Genomic DNA, 19,017 nt, shown 5'->3' on the forward strand with positions numbered 1-19,017 from the left:
CGCCTGAACGGGCCCTTGCGCAAGGTCCGCCACCGCGCTCAGGGCAATGGCGTAATACCGTTAGCGCTGCGGTGGCTGTTGCCCTGCGTTGCGGCTCCAGTCCAGCAGCAGGCTGTACCCTACTGCGAGCAAGGTGGGCCCGATGAACAGGCCAATGAAACCAAAGGCAATCAACCCGCCAAACACCCCCAGCAGCACGATCACCAGCGGCAGGTTGCCGCCCCGGCTGATCAGGTAGGGCTTGAGCACGTTGTCCACGCCACTGATGACGAAGGTGCCCCAGATGCCCAGGAACACCGCCATGCCGTAGTCGCCTTTCCATACCAACCAAGCCGTCGCGGGGATCCACGCCAATGGCGGCCCCATGGGGATCAGGCTGAGCATGAAGGTCACCAGGCCCAGCACGATGGCCCCCGGAACACCGGCGATCAGGAAGCCGATCAGGGCCAGCAGTGCCTGTGCAGCAGCGGTACCGATCACGCCGTTGACGACCCGCTGCACCGTACCGGCCACCAGCTCGAGGTAATAGTTGGCGCGATCGCCCACCAGCCGGTTCAGCAAGCGCAGCACGAACGCAGCCAGGCGCGGCCCGTCGCGGTAGAAAAAGAACACAAAGATCAGGCTCAGGGTCAATTCCAGCACACCGCTGCCTATCTGCGCGCTGCGCGCCAACAGCCAGTTACCGACCTGGCCCAGGTAAGGCTTGACCGAGGCGATCAGTGCCGCACCTTGCTGGTCGAGGGACTGCCACCAACTGACCATGCGCTCACCCACGAAGGGGATGCCCGCCAGCCACGCCGGTGCATCGGGCAGGCCGTCCACCTGGACATCACGCACGAAGGCTGTGGCATCGCGGATGTGGTCCGCCAGGTTGAAGCCAAGCCATACCAGTGGCAATGCCACGATCAAGATCCAGGCCGTGGTCAACAGGCTGGCAGCCAACGTTTCCCGCCCGCCCAGCAGGCGGGTGAGCAGACGCATCAAGGGCCAGCTGGCAAAAGCCAGGATGGCGCCCCACAGCAATGCGGAAATGAACGGTGCCATCACCCAGAGGGCAGCGCCGAGCAATGTCAGCAGGATAATCTGGATCAGCAGGCGATCATTGTTGACCATGGTGTCGCTCGTTCAACGAATCAGTTCCAGGTGCAGGCCCTCGGTGGGTGCATCGCCTACTTCGAGCCGGCTGCTGCGCACGCCGGCTTTCACCAATTGCTCGCGCCAGGCCTCGGCCTCGGTGCCGCTGAGGCTGGCGCGCAAGGTGCTGTCCAGGTTCAGGCTGCGTCCCAGCAGCGCTACCCAGGCCGCTTGCGGGGCCTTCAGATCAGGGTAGTCGAGCTTGCCGGTGTCGCGCATTTCACGCAATACCGTGGCAGCGGTGGGCAGCAGTTCACCCAATGGGCTACCGGCCACGAACTCCTCCACATGCAGGTACGCACGGCGGTTGCCACGGGTGACGCTGTACAGCGCGACCAGCGTATCGGCTTCTTCGGCAGAGCGGCGCAGCAGGATGAACGCCTGTTGCTCGTCACCCCCATTGAGGCGGGCATTGGCGAATACATCATTGGCCCAGATGCTGGCTTCGCCGCAATCACGGCCCTGGCACCAGAACAATGGGTAGCCGCCGTCGCGCTGCAATGCTTCGCGGGCACTGGTGAAGGCTTCACGGGCCGTACGCTCCACCGGCAGCTCATAGGTCACCGAACTGACCTGGCCACGGCTCTCGACCTTGTCCTCGACCCGCAGGCGGCCACTGATCTTGCGCAACGGGCCCATCGGGTAGACACGTTCCTGTTCGGCGGCCGGCCGCTGGTCTACCACCTTGGCGTCCACGGGCACCGGCAGGCTCCCGGCCCACAGCAATGGGCTGGCCAGCACCAGGCAGGCAGCGATGGCGGTGCGGAAGGATACGGGCGCGCTCATCGGCGAACCTGGCGGCGATCGGCGCCGCGGTGAAGCTCCAGGATGTCTGGCAGTTGCATGGTTGTCTCCCTGTTCAACCCGCCAAGCCTCGACACTTGTCCGGTGCAAGTCAAGCAAAGCCAAAGAAGCGATTGATACAGTCTGCGACAAGGGTCGCGCCCTGCTCATCGTTCAGGTGCAGATGATGGCCGCCGGGCAGCGTGGTCTGCTCAAAGGGTAGCTGGTCCAGCAGCGCGTGTTGACGTGCCAGCATGCCATCTGCGGCAATGACCAGGCAGGCCGGGCAGCGCACCCTGCTTACATAGGCCATGGCCTGGGCATGGCTCAAGCGCACCGGCGATGGCAGGGTCAGGCGGCTGTCACTGCGCCAGCTGTAGCCGCCGGGTACCGGCATCAGCCCACGCTGGGCAAGCAGCTCGGCGGCTTCGAGGCTGACCGCGACCATACCCTTCATGCGTGCCTGCACGCCCTCTTCCAAGGTCTTGTAGACCGACTTGCGCTTGCCATCGAGGCGTAGCTGGGCCTGCAGTGCCAGGCCCAGGCGTTCGCCGGCATCCTGCTCGGCGCCGGTTGGCGGGATGACGCCGTCGATCAGCGCCAGGTGGCTGACCCGCTCGGGCAAGGCAGCGGCCAGTTGCACGGCAATGATCGCCCCCAGCGAATGCCCCAACAGGGCAAAACGTTGCCAGCCCAGCTGTTCGGCCACCCGCAGTACGTCGTGGGCATAATCGGCCAGCGCGTAACCGGCCCCTGGCGGTCGGTGTTGCGAATAGCCATGCCCGGCCAGGTCCAGGGCGACGATACGCAGGCCCTTCAAGCGTGGCGCCAATAGGGCAAAGCTGTTGGCGTTGTCCAGCCAGCCATGCAGGGCGATCACAGGCACGCCATCGGCTGGCCCGAACAGGTGGGCTGCCAATTCGATGTGGCCCAGGCTCAGGCGAACTTCTTCGACCTGGGCGTTCATGCCACGCTCCAGCGGTCGAACAGGCCTTTGATCAGGCTGGCGGTGTCGGTGGGACGCTCCAGAGGGAACATGTGCCCGCCGGGCACACAGTGGTACTCGCCCTTGGGCATGCCGCGCACGGCCAGCGTGTGGTGGCGGCGAATCACATTGCTGCGATCACCGCGCACCATCGCCAGCGGCACCTGAAGCTGCCGTGCGGGCGCTGGGCTGGCGTGCGGAATGTTGCGGTAGATATCAATCTCGGTCGCCGGATCGAAGCGCAGGCGCACCCCGTGCTCCGCGTCCTGCAGGCCGTGCTCCAGATAGGCCTCCAGGCAGTCGGGGTCAAAATGTCGAAACAGGCGTTTGCTGGCGAAATAGTCACGTGCACTGTCACGGTCAGTGAACGCTTCACGCCGTCCAAGGGTGCGGCCTGCCGGGGTGATGCGGTCGATGAAGCCGAAACGCTTGGCGGTGCGCAGCAACCATTGATCGGCCCGGGTGAGCACGGGCGAGTCAAGCATCACCACGCCGCGGTAGTACTCCGGGCAACGCAAGGCGGCATGCAGGTGCAACACCCCACCCAGGGAATGACCGACACCCCATATCGGCGCACCTTGCTGCGCCAGGTGGTGCAACAGTTCATCGACCAGGTTCTGCCAGTTGTCATCCACCGGGAAGCGCGGATCGTGGGCATGCTGGGCCAGGTGCTGCACGTGGTAGTCCGGCGCCAGGGCAGCGAACAGCTTGCCATAGGTGGCCGACGGGAAGCCGTTGGCATGGGCGAAGAAAATCTGCTGCGACATGGCGCCTGGTCCGGGTCGAGGATGATGGCCTATTGTCGGTATCCGCCTTACATTCGGCAACGTTTGTAAAGGTCATCGCCAAGGGCGATCAGGTCAGCCAGCGCCTGTGCAGCTGCCACATCAGGCCGGTGAGGTGAGCGCGCGCAGTGTCATCAGCCCGGCCAGCGGCCAGTCGCCTTCCAGTTCGGCGAGGCTAGCAGTGCTCAACGGCGCCGGCTGCTGGGCATGGCCGTGCTCCAGCATGCCGACCAGTGAGCCCACCAACGGCTGATGGCTGACCAGCAGGACATGCTCCAGGCCCAGGCGCTCGATTTCACCGATGGCCTGTTGCACATTGCTGTCGGGGGTCAGCCACGGCACGGTCTGTACCGCCTCGGCAAAGTCCAACGTGTCATGCACCAGGGCCGCCGTTTGCTGGGCGCGCACATAGGGGCTGGCGATAATGGCCTGCAGTGGTTGGCCAAGCAGGCGTGCGGCGCTGCGCAGCACCTGTTCGCGACCATGGGCGGTCAGGCGCCGTTCGGCGTCGGTGTTGGCCCGCGGCTCCGCTTCGCCGTGGCGCAGTACCCACAGCTTCACAGCTTGGGTTCCTCGTCACGTACCGGGTGGGCGGCCGGGGCTACGGCATGGGGCGCCTCGCCTTCCGGTGCACGCGCTGCGGGCCAGTCGGCAAACGGCCACGGCTTGCTGTCGGTATGGAAAGTGCCAAAGCGACCGATCTGGGCAAGGTACTGGCTGAGGCTATCGCCGAAGTTCATCAGGCTGGCGCTGGGTGCGCCGTAGATCAGCCGGTAGATGAGCTGCACCAGCACCAGGCCGCCGAGCAGCAGTTCGGCCAGTTGCCAGACCACCAGAAACACCAGCATCCACACCACGCGCAGGATGATCGACTCACGCTGGGCGCGCTCGGGGGTATCGTTCATGTCTCGCTCCTTACTCTGCTCAGCGCCGCTGAGGGCTCAATTGAAACCGCTGGTGGAAATGAAATCGACGTCGGTCTTGGGCTCGGCGCGCATCAGGCGCTCGATCACCTGGGCCAGCGTGCGGCCTTCGAACAGGATGGCGTGCAAGCCAGCGACCAGCGGCATGTACACCTGCACCTCTTCAGCCTTGGCCTTGAGCACCTTGAGGGTGTTGACCCCCTCGGCCACTTCACCCAGGCGATTGACCGCCTGCTCCAGGCTCAGCCCCTGGCCCAGGGCGTGGCCGACCTGGTAGTTACGGCTTTTGGGCGAGGAACAGGTGACGATCAGGTCGCCTACGCCGGCCAGGCCCAGGAAGGTCATTGGGTTGGCACCCTGGCTCACGGCGAAACGGGTCATCTCGGCCAACGCTCGGGTGATCAGCATGCTTTTGGTATTCTCGCCCATGCCCAATGCCACGGCCATGCCGGCGATGATCGCGTAGACGTTCTTCAGCGCACCGCCCAGCTCGACACCGAAGCGGTCGCTGCTGGCGTAGACGCGGAAGGTGCTGCCGTGCAGCACGCTTTGCACGCGTTGGCAGAGGTCTTCATCCTCGCTGGCCACCACGGTGGCGGTGAGCGCGTGCTCGGCAATTTCGCGGGCAAGGTTCGGCCCGGAGAGCACCCCGATACGTGCCTGGGGCGCGATTTCTTCAAGGATCTGACTCATCAGTTTGAAGGTCTGCGCTTCGATGCCCTTGGTCAGGCTGACCAGGCATTTGCCGCACAGCAGCTCGGCATGGGGCGCCAGCACGCTGCGCAAGGCACTCGAGGGTAGCGCGACGAAGATCAGGTCGCTGTACTGCAAGGTCGCCAGCAGGTCGTTGACCGGCTCGACACCGTCGTGCAGGCGAATCCCCTTGAGGTAGCGCGGATTCTCGCGATTGACCCGCATGGCTTCGGCCTGCTCGGGGTCACGCATCCATTGGCGCACTGGCACGCCGTTCTGCGCCAGAAGGTTCGCCACGGCGGTGCCGAAGCTGCCGCCTCCCAGAACTGCAACAGGTTGCTGTTCAGTCATATTCAATCCGTTAAAGCCATAAGTTAAGTGGCGACCGAGCCATTATACGGCGCGCAGGCAACAGAGCCAGTGTCAGGCCCGTGAAAGCGCCCGCAGCCTCGGCGCAGATCACTGGCAAAACCGCAAAGGTCAGTTAACATGCCTGTTTCAACTGTGATACAAGGCCGTATCGTGTTTTCTGGCACGCCTCCCTACCCTCGCCTGCTGCTATTGACCGCGCTGCTCGGTAGCCCGGCCATGGCCGACGACCTGTTCATCGACAACTCAGACCTGCCGCAGGTTCTGACCGCCACACGCCTGAAACAATCCCCAGCTGCCGTACCGGGCAGCATGACCGTGCTCGACAGCGAACTGATCCGTGCCAGCGGTGCCCGCGACATCCCCGAACTGCTGCGCCTGGTGCCCGGCATGATGATCGGCTACAGCGCGGGCAACCAGCCGAACGTCAACTACCACGGCACCAGCGTCAACGAAGCACGGCGGATGCAGGTGCTGATCGATGGCCGCTCGGTCTACCGGGCTGGCCTGGCCACGGTGGACTGGAGCGACATTCCGGTGGCGCTGGAGGACATCGAACGCATCGAAGTTTTCCGCGGCCCCAATACCGTCAGTTACGGCGCCAACGCGCTGATGGCGGTGGTCAACATCCTGACCCGCAACCCCGCTGACAGCCATGGCACCCGGATGAAGCTGACCCGTGGCCAGGACGGCATCGACGACTACTACCTCAGCCATGGCTTAGGCTGGGACGGCGGCGACCTGCGCCTGTCGCTGTCGGGGCAGAAGGACGATGGCTTCGATGAAAACCAGTTCGGCCAGGCCTACCGCGACAGCCGCCGCCTGAACCGCTTCAACCTCAGCGTCAGCCACACCCTGGCACCGAACCAGACCCTGGAATGGCAATTGGCGGCCAAGGAAGGCAGCAACCAGCGCCCGTACACCTACCAGCCGGTGTTCCCCTACGTCAGCGAAAGCGGTGACAACGCCGATGTCAACGCCAAGGACTACGCAGGCTCGGTGCGCTGGAACATCGATTTCAACCCCGAGCACAGCCTGTATGTGCAGGGGTCGGCACAGCACTTCGACCGCCAGCAGGTGTGGCGTGCCTGCGATGCCGCACTGGCCTTCAGCCCGCAGCTGAACCGGCTGTGGCAGCTCAACCCGAACTACGCTGAGCTGGTGGCGCGCGGGGCCAACAACCCGCCCAACAGCAGCAACCCGGAAGAACAGGCCCTGGTCGATGCGATCAAGGACCAGTGGACCCACCAGGGCGGCAGTAACGTGGTGTGCGGCGATGTCGACCAGAGCACCCGCGAAACCCGTTACGACCTTGAGATTCAGGACACGCTCAGCCTCACCGACAGCCTGCGCCTGCTCAGCGGCATGAACTACCGCTATGACCGCGCCGACTCGCAGACCTACTTCAATGGCAGCGTCGACGACCAGACCTGGCGCCTGTTCGGCCAACTGGAGTGGCGCGCCGATGAACACTGGATCGTACAAGGCGGCGCGATGTTCGAGGACTCGCAACTGTCGGGCAGTTCCCTGACCCCGCGCGTGGCGGTCAACTACCTGATCACGCCGCGCCACGGCCTGCGCGCGGTGTATTCCGAAGCGGTGCGCTCACCGGACATGTTCGAGAACAACGTCAACTGGAGCTACACGGTCAAGAACCTGACCCCCACCGCCTTCGGCCAGCAACACGGTGAATACTTCGTAAAGACGCGCGGGCCAGGCGACCTTGACCAGGAGCGCATGCGCTCACGCGAGCTTGGCTACAACGGCTACTTCAGCGACATCGACCTGAGCATGGACATCAAGTTGTTCTATGACGAGATCACCGGCATGATCAGCGAGCCCCTGAAGAACAACCAGTACATCGCCAGCAATGCCAACAAGGCCCGCTTCAGCGGTAGCGAGGCGCAGTTGGACTGGCGCGTCACCCGGCGCGACCGGTTGCGGCTGACGTACGCCTACGTGGACGCCTGGGCCAGTAACCCCGCCGACGCCGCCAACACTGCCCGTAACAGTGGTTCGGCCGGCTGGATACGCGAGTGGGGCGACGGCTGGTCGAGTGCGCTGTTCTATTATGGCGACGATGCGCTCAACCAGTACCGTTTTGAACGCCTCGACTTGCGCCTGGCCAAACGTTTCCGTATCCAGGGCAGCAACCTGGAGCTGGCGGCGTTGTGGCAACAGCGTCTGGACGACGAACCGACCACGATGGTCCAGAACCGTTATGACAGCCGCCACCGCCTGAGCGTCAGCGCGGAGCTGGAGTTCTGATGTCCCGACTGCTGCGCCTGCTGCTGTTCTGCCTATGGCCACTGGGTTCGCTGTCCGCCAGCGAAATCCTCCTGGTCGGTGGCGAGGACCAGCCTGGCATCCGCAGCTTCGTCAGCGCCCTGGAGAGCCGTCGCAACCATGACCAGGTGCGTTTCAAGGCCGTCAGCGAGCTGCCACGTCCCGGGCAGCTCAAAGGCGACCTGCGCCTGATACTGCTCGACAGCGGAGCACTTGACTGGCGCCTGAGCGAACCCAGCGGTCCGCCGGCATTGGCCATGCGCATCAGTCGGGTGCAAGCCCAACAACGCCTGGGAAAGTCACGCCCCGCCTACCTCACGCTGCTGTGGAGTGATCCGCCGCTGGGCCGGCAGTTGCGCCTGGCACGCTACCTGCTCCCGCAGGCCCAACGCGTCGGCGTGCTGTACGGCGAACACAGCCACTTCCTGATCGACGAACTGCGCCAGGCGGCCCGCCCGCTGGGGCTGGAAATCATCGCCCAGGACTGGCCAGATCAACGCGACAGCAGGCCGCTGCAGCACCTGCTGGGCAGCAGCGACCTGCTTCTGGGCCTGGACGACCCGGCGCTGTACAACTCCAAGACGGCGAAAAACCTGTTGCTCAGCAGCTATGGCCGGCAAATGGCACTGATCGGCCCCAATGCCGGCTTCGTCCGTGCCGGCGCCCTGGCCAGCACCTACAGCGATCAGGAGGACTGGCTGGCAGTGCTCGATCAACTGCTTGATCATCCGCCCTCGCGCTGGCCCCGCAGCCTGTACCCGTCGCGCTTTGGTGTCAGCGGCAACCAGCAGGTGGCGCGCGCCCTGGGCCTGGAGCCGATCGATCCGAACGCCACTGCCAAGGCCTTGGCCGAAGGAGAACCCACCCCATGAGCAAACGCCTGAGCTGGGACATCCACACCCGCACCCAGATCATCAGCCTGGACCCTGCGCTGCTGCTGACCTTGTTGCTGATCAGCTTCTTCACCTTCGTGCGCATCCAGGACCTGCGCCAGGAGCTCAACCATACCGGCCAACTGATTGCCAACCAATTGGCGCCGGCCTCCGAATACGGGGTGATTTCCGGTAACAACGAAGTCCTCGAAGGCCTGATGCGTGCGACCCTGAGCATCCCCCATGTACGTTTTCTCGAGGTTCAGGACAACGGCAACCACATTCTGGTGTATGTCGAGCAGGCTGACGAAAGTGCCAACCGGGCCCAACGCGTGGAGGTGTTCCAGGCACCGATCCGCCTGCAGCAAATCCGCCTGGACAATGACTTCCTGCAGCAGGGCAAGGCACCGCCCACCGCCATCGGCGACGACTACCTGGGGCGGGTAATCGTCGGTATGTCGGACGACGCGTTCAGCCAGCGCCAACAGGAAATCGTGATCAAGGCCGGCATCCTGGCCCTGTTCGCCCTGCTGTTCACTTTCCTTCTCGCCCGCCGCCTGGCCGTGAGCCTGGCCAAGCCGATCAGCGACATGGGGCGCGCCGTCAAGGCGATTCAGGAGGGTGATTACAACACCCCACTGCCGGTGGTCGACGACAGCGAGCTGGGCCACCTGGCGCGTCACATCAATAATCTGGCCCGCGCCCTGGAACAGGCCAGCGCCGAACAGAAGCAGGCCATTGCCCAGTTGATCCAGGCGCGCGAGGAGGCCGAACAGGCCAACGGCGCCAAGTCGGAATTCCTGGCAATGATGAGTCACGAACTGCGCACGCCCATGAACGGTGTGCTGGGCATGCTGCAATTGTTGGAAACCACCCAGTTGACCAGTGAACAGGCCGACTATACAGCCGTGGCCAGTGAATCCACCGGGCACCTGCTCAAGGTGATCAACGATATCCTCGACTTCTCGCGGATCGAACGCACCACACTGCAGTTGGAGCACATCGACTTCCATCTGGGCGAGCTAATCACCAGTTGCGTGCAGTCATTCCAGCACAGCGCGCAACAGCGCGGCCTTCAGTTGCACCTGCAGTTGCCCGTGGACCGCGAGCACCTGCAGGTGGTAGGCGACCCTACCCGTATTCGCCAGATCCTGCTCAACCTGGTAGGTAACGCCTTGAAGTTCACCGAACGGGGCCAGGTGCAGGTAGAGGCCCACTGGCAGCTACTCGATCGCCAGACGCTGCAATTCACCTGCAGTGTGCGCGACACCGGCATCGGCATCGACAGCGAGCGCCTGGAGATGATGTTCGTCGCCTTCCAGCAAGCGGACAGCTCGATTTCCCGGCGCTATGGGGGTACCGGCCTGGGCCTGTCCATCGCCCGTACCCTGGCCGAACGCATGGGCGGCAAATTGCGCGGTGAAAGCCGCGAGGGGCTGGGTTCGACCTTTACCCTGGAGATGCCATTGGCCCTGGCCAGCGCCCTGCCAGTGCCAGCCCCCGGCACACTGGCAGCCCCAGGGTCGCTGGCCGAGGGCCAACGCGTGCTGCTGGTCGAGGACAACCCGGTCAACCAAAGTGTCATCGAGGCCATGCTGCGCAGCCTGGGCCTGGAGGTCAGCGTGGCTCACGATGGTGCCCAGGCAGTGGAGCAGGTCAGCCAGCAGCACTTTGCCGCCATTCTGATGGACTGCCGCCTGCCGCAGGTCGACGGTTACGAGGCCACCCGGCGCATTCGCCGGCTGCCCAACGGTGGCCAGTTGCCGATCATCGCGCTGACCGCCAATGCCCTGCAGGGCGACCGCGAGCGCTGCATGGCCGCCGGCATGGACGATTATCTGAGCAAACCGTTCCGCCGCACTGACCTGCAGCGGGTATTGCAACGCTGGTTACCTGGCCGGACAGCCGCGACTGGCGATAAATGCTAAAGTGCGGCAGTCTTAAGGACTGGACAGGACCTTCGTCGGCCCTGAAAATAGACGTTTCAGTGCACACCTGTACTTCTTTCGCCAGGTGCGCTGTGACTTTCACCACAACGCAATAGTCTACCTGTAGGCTGCCGCCCCGTAGTCATCGAACTGTGTGTCATCGATTGCGGGCCGGCCGGGAAGATTCATCCCCTGCCACAGGGGGTTATTGAGGAGCTCGCATGACCAAACAACACGCCTTTACTCGGGAAGACCTGCTGCGCTGCAGTCGCGGTGAGCTGTTCGGCCCAGGTAATGCGCAACTGCCCGCGCCGAACATGCTGATGGTCGATCGCATCACCCATATCAGCGAAGAAGGCGGCAAGTACGGCAAAGGTGAATTGGTCGCCGAGCTGGATATCACCCCGGACCTGTGGTTCTTCGCCTGCCACTTCGAAGGCGACCCGGTAATGCCTGGCTGCCTGGGCCTCGATGCCATGTGGCAGCTGGTGGGCTTCTTCCTCGGCTGGCAGGGCCTGCCGGGCCGTGGCCGCGCGCTGGGCTCGGGCGAAGTGAAGTTCTTTGGCCAGGTGCTGCCTACCGCCAAGACGGTCACTTACAACATTCATATCAAGCGCGTCCTGAAGGGCAAGCTGAACATGGCCATCGCCGATGGCTCGGTCAGCGTTGACGGCCGCGAGATCTACACTGCCGAAGGCCTGCGGGTCGGCGTGTTCACCTCCACTGACAATTTCTAAGGGTTATTCGCATGCGCCGCGTCGTTATCACTGGTCTGGGCATCGTATCGTGCCTGGGCAATGACAAAGCTACCGTCACCGAAAACCTGCGCAACAGCCGTCCGGGTATCCGTTACAACCCGGAGTACAAGGAACAGGGGCTGCGTAGCCAGGTTTCCGGCTCCATCGACCTCAACCTCGAAGAACTGATCGACCGTAAGGTCTACCGCTTCGTTGGTCACGCCGCCGCCTATGCCTACCTGGCAATGCAGGACGCGATCAAGGACGCTGGGTTGACCGAAGAACAGGTCTCGAACCCGCGCACCGGCCTGGTAGCCGGCTCCGGCGGCGCTTCGACCCTGAACCAGATGGAAGCGCTGGACACCCTGCGCGAGAAAGGCGTCAAGCGCGTCGGCCCATACCGCGTCACCCGCACCATGGGCAGCACCGTTTCGGCGTGCCTGGCCACCCCGTTCAAGATCAAGGGCATCAACTACTCGATCTCGTCGGCCTGCGCCACTTCTGCACACTGCATCGGCACTGCGCTGGAGCAGATCCAGTGGGGCAAGCAGGACATCGTCTTCGCCGGTGGCGGTGAAGAAGAACACTGGAGCCAGTCGTTCCTGTTCGATGCCATGGGCGCCTTGTCGACCAAACGCAACGAAACCCCGGAGCTGGCTTCCCGCGCCTACGACGCCGACCGTGATGGCTTTGTCATCGCCGGCGGTGGCGGCATGGTGGTGGTCGAGGAGCTGGAGCACGCGCTGGCCCGCGGCGCCAAGATCTACGCCGAAATCGTTGGCTACGGCGCCACGTCCGACGGCTACGACATGGTTGCCCCAAGCGGCGAAGGCGCCATCCGCTGCATGCAGCAGGCGCTGTCCACCGTCGACACCCCGATCGACTACCTGAACACCCACGGCACTTCGACCCCGGTCGGTGACGTTGCCGAAATGAAGGGTGTGCGCGCAGTGTTCGGCGACAAGGCACCGAAGATCAGCTCGACCAAGAGCCTGTCTGGCCACTCGTTGGGCGCTGCAGGTGTGCACGAGGCAATCTACTGCCTGCTGATGATGGAAAACAACTTCATCGCCGGCTCTGCCAACATCGACGAGCTGGACCCGGAGGTCGCCGACCTGCCGATCCTGCGTAAAACCGAAGAAAGCGCCAAGATCGACACGGTCATGAGCAACAGCTTTGGCTTTGGTGGCACCAACGCCACCCTGGTACTCAAGCGCTGGGAAGGCAAGTAAGGCCTTTTGATGCTGCGATGAAAACGCCCCGACTGGTTCGGGGCGTTTTCATTTGTGCTTGGTTGCACTGGCCATTTTCGCGGGGCAAGCGCAGACGGTTAACCAGCCTTGGGCAATACAGCCAGAAAATTATCCCTTGCCACCTGCTTCGCCACCGCCTCTGGCAAGGCATCCAGGAACGGTTTGAAGCCGTGCATCTGTTCACCAAGGCTGCCAAACCTACCCACCACATCAGAGCCGAGCATGAACCGCTCCGGGAAGCGCTCGACCAACGCGACCCACTCCTTGCGAGGCACGCCCTTGTCATCCAGCAGGTAAGGCTCCAGCACGCTCCACGATAAATCGATGTACAAGTTGGGGTAGTCCTCCAGCATTCGGGTCAGCACCGGCAACAGAAAATCCATCTGTGTCTGATGCCGGTGAATCTCCAGGCTCGTGCCCGCATGCGCCCAGATAAACCGGGTATGCGGATGATTGCGCAGCGGCTCTTCGATTTCTGCCAGGTACAGCGGGTTGCGCTCGCGCTTGGAGGTGATGTTGGAATGCACCAGCACTGGCATATCGTGTTCGGCCGCCAGGTGGTAGATGCGAGTCATGGCCTCGTTATTGGCACGCGGTGTATCGCCACTGGTCAGGGCGGTGAGGTCATCATGGCGGGTGAACACTTCACCAATGCCCTGCCACAGCCCCGGGTACAGCTCGAGCATGCGCTCGATATGGCTCACGGCGTTCTTGTCCACCGGATTGAAACCCGCAAGGAACGGGTGGAAGCGTTGACGCTGCGCCTCGGGCAACTTCTGCAACGCTGCAGCCACGTAGAGGTCAGTGGCGCTATACCAGTACGCATCTGCGTCATCACCGGCGTAGTAGCGAGGGCGCTTGGGTTCGTCCTCGTGCCACTTCTTGGCCACGGAGACACCAGAAATCATCGAGTGCTCGACACCGGCGTCATCCATGGCCTTGATCAGCGCAGGCATGCCTTCGCTCTCCTGAAAGAAGTCCACGTAGTGCAGGTGGGCATCACTGTAGCGATAGTCACGGGCCTGTATTGCCTGGCACAGGCATCCTGACAACAACGCACAGGCCAGCACTCTGGCGATCATGGGCAGTTTTCCTTTTGCAGATACGAACAAGGTAGACCGGCAGGCTGGCGCTACGGTTCAGCAATACCGGGCAAAGCGCTATGCTGGGGGCATTACGCCTCGCCTGGAGTCCACCATGAACCGACCCTTGGTCATCCGCCCCCGCGCCGAGTCGGTCGAGGGCCAGCCAATCCTGCGCCCGTTGCCTTCAGCACAGTGCCGCAGTGTTGGCCCATTCGTATTCTTCGACCATATGCTGGAAACCGACTATGCGCCGGGCCATGGCATGGATATTCGCCAGCACCCGCACATCGGGCTATCGACCCTGACTTACTTGTTCGAAGGGGCGATCCTGCACAAGGACAGCCTGGGCTCGGAGCAGCGCGTGCTGCCAGGCGACGTCAGCTGGATGACGGCCGGCAGCGGTGTGGCACATGTCGAACGCACGCCCGCCGATGCCCTGGCCCACGGTTCGCGCCTGCACGGGCTGCAGGTGTGGCTGGCGTCACCCCGCGCACTCGAGCAAGGTGCACCAAGCTATAGCCATCACCCAGCGGCCAGCCTGCCGGTGAGCGACAACCTCGGCGTGCGTATCTGCATGATTGCTGGCAATGGTTTTTGCCTTGAATCGCCGGTGCCGGTGCTCTCCCCTACCCTTTACGCCCATGTACGGATGCAACCGGCCACCACGTTGCTGGTGCCTGCTGACCAGGCACAGCGGGCGCTGTATCTGCTCGATGGCGAGCTGCTCATGGACGATGAGGACATCGAGCCGTGCAGCTTGGTGGTGCTGCCGGAAGGCGAACAGGTAACGCTGTTTGCCGAAGGTGAATGCCAGCTGGTGCTGATTGGCGGCGAGCCTCTGGACGGGCCGCGGCGGATGAACTGGAATTTTGTCGCAAGCGACCCGGAATTGATCGAGCAGGCCAGGGTAAAGTGGGCTGCCGGCGATTGGCCGGTGGTGCCGGGAGAAGTCTCAAGGATCGAGCTGCCTCGCTGATTGGGGCCGCGCAGCGGCCCCAATGCACGGTCAGCGCTGGAACACTTCGGTCAGCAGGTTATGCATCGAGCGGAACGCCCGCTCTGAGGTCCGACGGTCATACTGCATCATGCCCGGCACATTGGCCGCCGGGTCGGTGAACGAATGCACCGCACCGCCATAGCTCAGCAGCTGCCAATCCACCTTGGCCGCATTCATCTCGTCCTCGAACGCTGGCAGTTGTTCCTTCGGCACCAACGGGTCCGACGCCCCGTGCAGCACCAGCACCGAACCCTTGATATGCTTGGCATCCTGCGGGTCCGGGGTATCAAGCGTGCCGTGGAACGAAATGGCGGCCTTCAGATCGGCGCCAGTACGGGCCAGCTCCAGAGCGCAGCAACCACCAAAGCAAAAACCGAAGGTGGCCACTTTGCCAGGCTCCAGCAGTGCCTTGGACTGCGCCAACAGTTGCGAGAGCGCTTCCTTCATGCGCTTGCGCAGTTCACCACGGTCGTTCTTCAACGGCATCATCGCCGCACCTGCCTCATCGGCATTGGACGGACGCACCGATTGCCCATACAGATCGGCAATCAGCACCACGTAGCCTTTCTCGGCCACCTCCTTGGCGATGCGTTCGGCACCTTCGCCAATGCCCATCCAGTTCGGCGCCATCACCAGACCTGGACGCCCCAGCGAACCTGGCTCATACACCAGACGGCTTTCATAGGTTTTGCCGGACAGGTGATAGACCAGCGATTCGACGATTACCTTGCTCATCAAGCAACTCCTTGGGTACTCACCATGAAAAAAGCCCGCCGAAGCGGGCTTTCCTGTGCATCAAGTCAAGCAGACAGCTCGACCAACAGCTTGTTCAGACGGCGAACATAAGCCGCCGGGTCTTTCAAGCTGTCGCCGGCCGCCAGGGCCGCCTGGTCGAAGAGGATGTGCGACAGTTCGGCGAAGCGGTCTTCGCTCTGCTCGTTGTCCAGTTTCTCGATCAGCGGGTGAGTCGGGTTGAATTCGAAGATCGGTTTGGACTCCGGCACCTTCTGCCCGCTGGCTTCGAGGATCTGGCGCATCTGCAGGCCCAGGTCCTGTTCGCCGATGGCAAGAATCGCCGGCGAGTCGGTCAGGCGGTGCGATACGCGCACTTCGGCGACGCTGTCACCCAACGCACCCTTCAGGCGCTCGACCAGGCCTTCTTTGTCCTTGGCGACTTCTTCCTGGGCCTTCTTGTCTTCCTCGGAGTCCAGCTTGCCCAGGTCCAGGTCGCCACGGGCAACGTCGACGAAGGCCTTGCCATCGAACTCGTTGAGGTAGCTCATCAGCCACTCGTCGATGCGGTCGGTCAGCAGCAGCACCTCGATGCCTTTCTTGCGGAAGACTTCCAGGTGCGGGCTGTTCTTGACCTGCGCGTACGACTCGCCGGTAAGGTAGTAGATCTTGTCCTGGCCTTCCTTGGCACGTGCCAGGTACTCAGCCAGCGATACGCTCTGCTCGCCGCTTTCATCGTGGGTGGAAGCGAAGCGCAGCAGGCCGGCGATCTTCTCCTTGTTGGCGAAGTCTTCGGCCGGGCCTTCCTTCATCACCTGGCCGAAATTCTTCCAGAAGCCCTTGTACTGCTCCGGCTCGTTTTTCGCCAGCTTCTCAAGCATGTCCAACACACGCTTGGTGAGGGCAGTCTTCATCGAATCGATGACCGGGTCTTTCTGCAGAATTTCGCGGGAAACGTTCAGCGACAGGTCGTTGGAATCGACCACACCTTTGATGAACCGCAAGTACAGCGGCAGGAACGACTCGGCCTGGTCCATGATGAACACGCGCTGCACGTACAGCTTCAGGCCGCGTGGCGCTTCACGCTGGTAAAGGTCGAACGGCGCGCGGGCCGGCACATACAGCAAAGAGCTGTATTCGAGCTTGCCTTCGACCTTGTTGTGGCTCCAGGCCAGCGGGTTTTCGAAGTCATGGCCGATGTGCTTGTAGAACTCCTGGTATTCCTCGTCCTTGATTTCGGTACGCGGACGGGTCCACAGGGCGCTGGCACGGTTGACGGTTTCCCACGCTTCAGCCGGCTGCTCTTCGCCTTCGGCGGCAGCTTGCTCCTTGGGCAACTGGATCGGCAGGGCAATATGATCGGAGTACTTCTTGACCACGTTGCGCAGGCGCCAGCCATCGGCGAATTCCTGCTCGTCCTTCTTCAGGTGCAGGACGATGCGCGTGCCGCGCTGTGGTTTTTCGACCGTGGCGACTTCAAACTCGCCCTCGCCTTTGGACGACCAATGCACGCCTTCGGCGGCCGGCTGGCCGGCGCGACGGCTGAAGACATCGACCTTGTCGGCCACGATGAACGCCGAATAGAAGCCCACGCCGAACTGGCCGATCAGGTGCGAATCTTTCTTCTGGTCACCCGTGAGGTTCTTCATGAAGTCGGCAGTGCCGGACTTGGCGATGGTGCCCAGGTGGGTGATCACGTCTTCGCGGCTCATGCCGATGCCGTTATCCTCAAGGGTAACGGTCCCGGCGTCCTTGTCGAAGCTCAGGCGGATCTTCAGGTCGGCGTCGCCCTCATACAGCTCTGGCTTGGCCAGGGCTTCGAAACGCAGCTTGTCGGCCGCGTCGGAGGCATTGGAAATCAGCTCACGCAGGAAAATTTCCTTGTTCGAGTACAAGGAATGAATCATGAGGTGAAGCAGCTGCTTTACCTCGGTCTGGAAGCCCAGGGTTTCCTTTTGTGTTTCCACACTCATGGTCTTCAAAACTCCGATCTGATGGCAGTGGGCGCCCGGCGGCCGGTTTGGCCTGCGTTAATGGCGGATGTCATGCAGATGGGGGCTGCCCGGACGATTTCAAGGGCTTTTCCGGTTCGATCTTGAAATGCGCGCGCGCAGTGGCGATCGGTGACTGCCGATCCGCCTGCCACGCGGTGATCGCAACGTTGGTCACCCGCCTCCCCTGGCGCCACAGCTGACACTGCGCATAGGTATCGCGGTAAAGACCGGCACGCAGGTAATCGATGGAGAAGTCGATGATCTTCGGGATGCTGGCGCTCTCGCTATAGATCAGCAGGTATAGCGCTGCGCTTAGCTCCATGAAGCCGGCGATCACCCCGCCATGAATGGCCGGCAGCAATGGGTTGCCGATGTTATCCGCGCTGGCTGGCAGACAAAACAGCAAGTCGTCACCCTGGCGCTGACAGGTGATGCCGATCAGCCCGGCATAAGGGATCAACGCCAGCAAGGGCTGGTAGTCGCCCACGGCGTGGGCGGCGTTCAGGCGTTGACGAACGTCCGGCGCAATCATGCTCCGCCCTCCTTCAGACTGTTGCCGAATCGGATACCGCCCTTGATCTCCTGGCCCAGGCGCATGAAGGTGCCTACGACCTGGCAGATTGGCTGCTGGGGGTCATCCTGGTAAGCAGTGCCGCGGGTGAAGATCACATCCCGGGTCACGCGGTAGCACTGAGCGTGGCCGTAGATGGCCTTGCCCGCCTCGGCAGGGTGCATATAGTCAATGCGCAGGTCCAGGGTCGGGCACACCTCGAAGCTCGGCAGCACGCAGAGCGTGGCCATCCCGCAGGTGGTATCCATCAGGGTGGTCAGGGCGCCGCCATGTACTGCACCGGTCTGGGGGTTCCCGACGATGGCGGGCGACCAGGGCAACAGCAGCGTCATGCCGTCGGCGTCCGCATGGGCCACGCGCATCTGCAATACTTGGCAATGTTTCAGCGCCGACAAGAAGCGCTCGGCCATGGCCATCAAGCGTGTATCGGTCATCGGTACGTTCCCTGATCAGTGGGCCAGCGGCATAAAACCGATAAAAAGTCTATATAGAACGGGGTGTTATATATCTGTAACTGAAGCGGAACTAATGTCGCCCCGTCGAACTCGAAGGAACAAGTCACTTATTCCACCAAGGAGATATACCCCCATGCGTAAACCTTTTGCTTTTGCTCTGATGCTGGCTGCTGCCATGGGCCTGGCTGCTTGCGATAAAGCGAGCGAAGACAAAGCCCAGGACGCACAGCAACACGCCGAGCAAGCCCAGGAAAAGATGGGCGAAGCTCAGGATAAAATGAACGACGCCGCCAAGGAAAACGCCGAAGCCGCCAAAGATCAGGCCGAAGCCGAGAAGAAGGCTGCCGAAGAAGCCGCTCCGGCGACTCCGGCGCCAGAAACCGCGCCAGCCGAGCCTGCCAAGCAGTAATCGAGCGGCATAAAAAAACCCGACAC

General features: G+C 62.7%; 19 protein-coding genes. 7 read left to right on the forward strand and 12 right to left on the reverse strand.

The genetic code is table 11. The features are described from left to right. Positions 1-60: 60 nt before the first annotated feature. The 7 genes from APH34_RS04025 to APH34_RS04055 all read right to left on the reverse strand — a co-directional run bounded on the left by APH34_RS04025 (position 61) and on the right by APH34_RS04055 (position 5,654). Positions 61-1,113 (reverse strand): AI-2E family transporter, encoded by a 1,053-nt coding sequence (locus APH34_RS04025; protein WP_054899897.1) that lies wholly within the window; start codon positions 1,111-1,113, stop codon positions 61-63. A gap of 12 nt (positions 1,114-1,125) precedes the next feature. Continuing rightward, on the reverse strand, positions 1,126-1,920 hold the full coding sequence (locus APH34_RS04030) for a DUF4892 domain-containing protein (protein WP_054899898.1): 795 nt from the start codon (positions 1,918-1,920) through the stop codon (positions 1,126-1,128). A gap of 109 nt (positions 1,921-2,029) precedes the next feature. Then, a complete protein-coding gene (locus tag APH34_RS04035; protein WP_054899899.1) occupies positions 2,030-2,884 on the reverse strand; it encodes an alpha/beta hydrolase in 855 nt (284 codons plus the stop codon). Beyond that, on the reverse strand, positions 2,881-3,669 hold the full coding sequence (locus tag APH34_RS04040; protein ID WP_054899900.1) for an alpha/beta fold hydrolase: 789 nt from the start codon (positions 3,667-3,669) through the stop codon (positions 2,881-2,883). Before APH34_RS04040 ends, APH34_RS04035 begins: the two co-directional genes overlap by 4 nt. 120 nt (positions 3,670-3,789) lie before the next feature. Beyond that, entirely contained in the window at positions 3,790-4,248 is a 459-nt protein-coding gene (sixA, locus tag APH34_RS04045) for a phosphohistidine phosphatase SixA (RefSeq protein ID WP_054899901.1), read from the reverse strand. Further along, complete coding sequence (locus APH34_RS04050) at positions 4,245-4,592, reverse strand: DUF4389 domain-containing protein (protein WP_054899902.1); 348 nt, start codon at positions 4,590-4,592, stop codon at positions 4,245-4,247. The genes sixA and APH34_RS04050 overlap by 4 nt, the downstream gene beginning before the upstream one ends. 36 nt (positions 4,593-4,628) lie before the next feature. Continuing rightward, complete coding sequence (locus APH34_RS04055; protein ID WP_054899903.1) at positions 4,629-5,654, reverse strand: NAD(P)H-dependent glycerol-3-phosphate dehydrogenase; 1,026 nt, start codon at positions 5,652-5,654, stop codon at positions 4,629-4,631. A gap of 138 nt (positions 5,655-5,792) precedes the next feature. Here APH34_RS04055 and APH34_RS04060 point away from each other — a divergent pair, with 138 nt between their 5' ends. The 5 genes from APH34_RS04060 to fabB all read left to right on the forward strand — a co-directional run bounded on the left by APH34_RS04060 (position 5,793) and on the right by fabB (position 12,727). Continuing rightward, a complete protein-coding gene (locus tag APH34_RS04060) occupies positions 5,793-7,940 on the forward strand; it encodes a TonB-dependent siderophore receptor (protein WP_177337011.1) in 2,148 nt (715 codons plus the stop codon). Continuing rightward, the gene (locus APH34_RS04065; RefSeq protein WP_054899904.1) at positions 7,940-8,830 is read left to right on the forward strand and encodes a hypothetical protein; all 891 of its coding nucleotides are present in this window, start codon (positions 7,940-7,942) and stop codon (positions 8,828-8,830) included. The genes APH34_RS04060 and APH34_RS04065 overlap by 1 nt, the downstream gene beginning before the upstream one ends. Continuing rightward, positions 8,827-10,758, forward strand: a complete 1,932-nt coding sequence (locus tag APH34_RS04070; protein WP_054899905.1) for an ATP-binding protein — start codon at positions 8,827-8,829, stop codon at positions 10,756-10,758. Before APH34_RS04065 ends, APH34_RS04070 begins: the two co-directional genes overlap by 4 nt. Before the next feature lie 221 nt (positions 10,759-10,979). Beyond that, on the forward strand, positions 10,980-11,495 hold the full coding sequence (fabA, locus tag APH34_RS04075) for a 3-hydroxyacyl-[acyl-carrier-protein] dehydratase FabA (protein ID WP_054899906.1): 516 nt from the start codon (positions 10,980-10,982) through the stop codon (positions 11,493-11,495). An 11-nt stretch (positions 11,496-11,506) separates the two neighbouring features. Then, on the forward strand, positions 11,507-12,727 hold the full coding sequence (gene fabB / locus APH34_RS04080) for a beta-ketoacyl-ACP synthase I (protein WP_054899907.1): 1,221 nt from the start codon (positions 11,507-11,509) through the stop codon (positions 12,725-12,727). Between the two features lie 98 nt (positions 12,728-12,825). Here fabB and APH34_RS04085 read toward each other — a convergent pair whose 3' ends face one another. After that, a complete protein-coding gene (locus APH34_RS04085) occupies positions 12,826-13,830 on the reverse strand; it encodes an amidohydrolase family protein (RefSeq protein ID WP_054899908.1) in 1,005 nt (334 codons plus the stop codon). 115 nt (positions 13,831-13,945) lie between these two features. Here APH34_RS04085 and APH34_RS04090 point away from each other — a divergent pair, with 115 nt between their 5' ends. Beyond that, positions 13,946-14,809 (forward strand): pirin family protein, encoded by an 864-nt coding sequence (locus APH34_RS04090; protein ID WP_054899909.1) that lies wholly within the window; start codon positions 13,946-13,948, stop codon positions 14,807-14,809. Positions 14,810-14,839: 30 nt separating this feature from the next. On the opposite strand, the gene APH34_RS04095 is transcribed toward APH34_RS04090, so the two are convergent. The 4 genes from APH34_RS04095 to APH34_RS04110 all read right to left on the reverse strand — a co-directional run bounded on the left by APH34_RS04095 (position 14,840) and on the right by APH34_RS04110 (position 18,561). Beyond that, on the reverse strand, positions 14,840-15,565 hold the full coding sequence (locus APH34_RS04095) for a dienelactone hydrolase family protein (RefSeq protein ID WP_054899910.1): 726 nt from the start codon (positions 15,563-15,565) through the stop codon (positions 14,840-14,842). Positions 15,566-15,630: 65 nt separating this feature from the next. Then, the gene (gene htpG / locus APH34_RS04100) at positions 15,631-17,535 is read right to left on the reverse strand and encodes a molecular chaperone HtpG (RefSeq protein ID WP_054899911.1); all 1,905 of its coding nucleotides are present in this window, start codon (positions 17,533-17,535) and stop codon (positions 15,631-15,633) included. 70 nt (positions 17,536-17,605) lie between these two features. Then, positions 17,606-18,088 (reverse strand): PaaI family thioesterase, encoded by a 483-nt coding sequence (locus tag APH34_RS04105; RefSeq protein ID WP_054899912.1) that lies wholly within the window; start codon positions 18,086-18,088, stop codon positions 17,606-17,608. Further along, complete coding sequence (locus APH34_RS04110; protein WP_054899913.1) at positions 18,085-18,561, reverse strand: PaaI family thioesterase; 477 nt, start codon at positions 18,559-18,561, stop codon at positions 18,085-18,087. Before APH34_RS04110 ends, APH34_RS04105 begins: the two co-directional genes overlap by 4 nt. 154 nt (positions 18,562-18,715) lie before the next feature. On the opposite strand from APH34_RS04110, the gene APH34_RS04115 reads away from it, so the two are divergent. Next, positions 18,716-18,991: a hypothetical protein gene (locus APH34_RS04115; protein ID WP_016393105.1), complete on the forward strand. Its 276-nt coding sequence runs from the start codon at positions 18,716-18,718 to the stop codon at positions 18,989-18,991. Positions 18,992-19,017 lie beyond the last annotated feature (26 nt).

The organism is Pseudomonas sp. NBRC 111131 (assembly GCF_001320525.1).
GTDB lineage: Bacteria > Pseudomonadota > Gammaproteobacteria > Pseudomonadales > Pseudomonadaceae > Aquipseudomonas > Aquipseudomonas ceruminis.

What these genes read in the sequence shown, in the direction of transcription:
- APH34_RS04055 (WP_054899903.1), bottom strand. Translation starts at nt 5,654, where the DNA reads ATGACTGAACAGCAACCTGTTGCAGTTCTGGGAGGCGGCAGCTTCGGC.
- APH34_RS04030 (WP_054899898.1), bottom strand. Translation starts at nt 1,920, where the DNA reads ATGAGCGCGCCCGTATCCTTCCGCACCGCCATCGCTGCCTGCCTGGTG.
- APH34_RS04070 (WP_054899905.1), top strand. Translation starts at nt 8,827, where the DNA reads ATGAGCAAACGCCTGAGCTGGGACATCCACACCCGCACCCAGATCATC.
- APH34_RS04085 (WP_054899908.1), bottom strand. Translation starts at nt 13,830, where the DNA reads ATGATCGCCAGAGTGCTGGCCTGTGCGTTGTTGTCAGGATGCCTGTGC.
- fabA (WP_054899906.1), top strand. Translation starts at nt 10,980, where the DNA reads ATGACCAAACAACACGCCTTTACTCGGGAAGACCTGCTGCGCTGCAGT.
- fabB (WP_054899907.1), top strand. Translation starts at nt 11,507, where the DNA reads ATGCGCCGCGTCGTTATCACTGGTCTGGGCATCGTATCGTGCCTGGGC.
- htpG (WP_054899911.1), bottom strand. Translation starts at nt 17,535, where the DNA reads ATGAGTGTGGAAACACAAAAGGAAACCCTGGGCTTCCAGACCGAGGTA.
- APH34_RS04095 (WP_054899910.1), bottom strand. Translation starts at nt 15,565, where the DNA reads ATGAGCAAGGTAATCGTCGAATCGCTGGTCTATCACCTGTCCGGCAAA.
- APH34_RS04105 (WP_054899912.1), bottom strand. Translation starts at nt 18,088, where the DNA reads ATGATTGCGCCGGACGTTCGTCAACGCCTGAACGCCGCCCACGCCGTG.
- APH34_RS04050 (WP_054899902.1), bottom strand. Translation starts at nt 4,592, where the DNA reads ATGAACGATACCCCCGAGCGCGCCCAGCGTGAGTCGATCATCCTGCGC.
- APH34_RS04065 (WP_054899904.1), top strand. Translation starts at nt 7,940, where the DNA reads ATGTCCCGACTGCTGCGCCTGCTGCTGTTCTGCCTATGGCCACTGGGT.
- APH34_RS04110 (WP_054899913.1), bottom strand. Translation starts at nt 18,561, where the DNA reads ATGACCGATACACGCTTGATGGCCATGGCCGAGCGCTTCTTGTCGGCG.
- APH34_RS04035 (WP_054899899.1), bottom strand. Translation starts at nt 2,884, where the DNA reads ATGAACGCCCAGGTCGAAGAAGTTCGCCTGAGCCTGGGCCACATCGAA.
- APH34_RS04090 (WP_054899909.1), top strand. Translation starts at nt 13,946, where the DNA reads ATGAACCGACCCTTGGTCATCCGCCCCCGCGCCGAGTCGGTCGAGGGC.
- APH34_RS04040 (WP_054899900.1), bottom strand. Translation starts at nt 3,669, where the DNA reads ATGTCGCAGCAGATTTTCTTCGCCCATGCCAACGGCTTCCCGTCGGCC.
- APH34_RS04115 (WP_016393105.1), top strand. Translation starts at nt 18,716, where the DNA reads ATGCGTAAACCTTTTGCTTTTGCTCTGATGCTGGCTGCTGCCATGGGC.
- APH34_RS04060 (WP_177337011.1), top strand. Translation starts at nt 5,793, where the DNA reads ATGCCTGTTTCAACTGTGATACAAGGCCGTATCGTGTTTTCTGGCACG.
- APH34_RS04025 (WP_054899897.1), bottom strand. Translation starts at nt 1,113, where the DNA reads ATGGTCAACAATGATCGCCTGCTGATCCAGATTATCCTGCTGACATTG.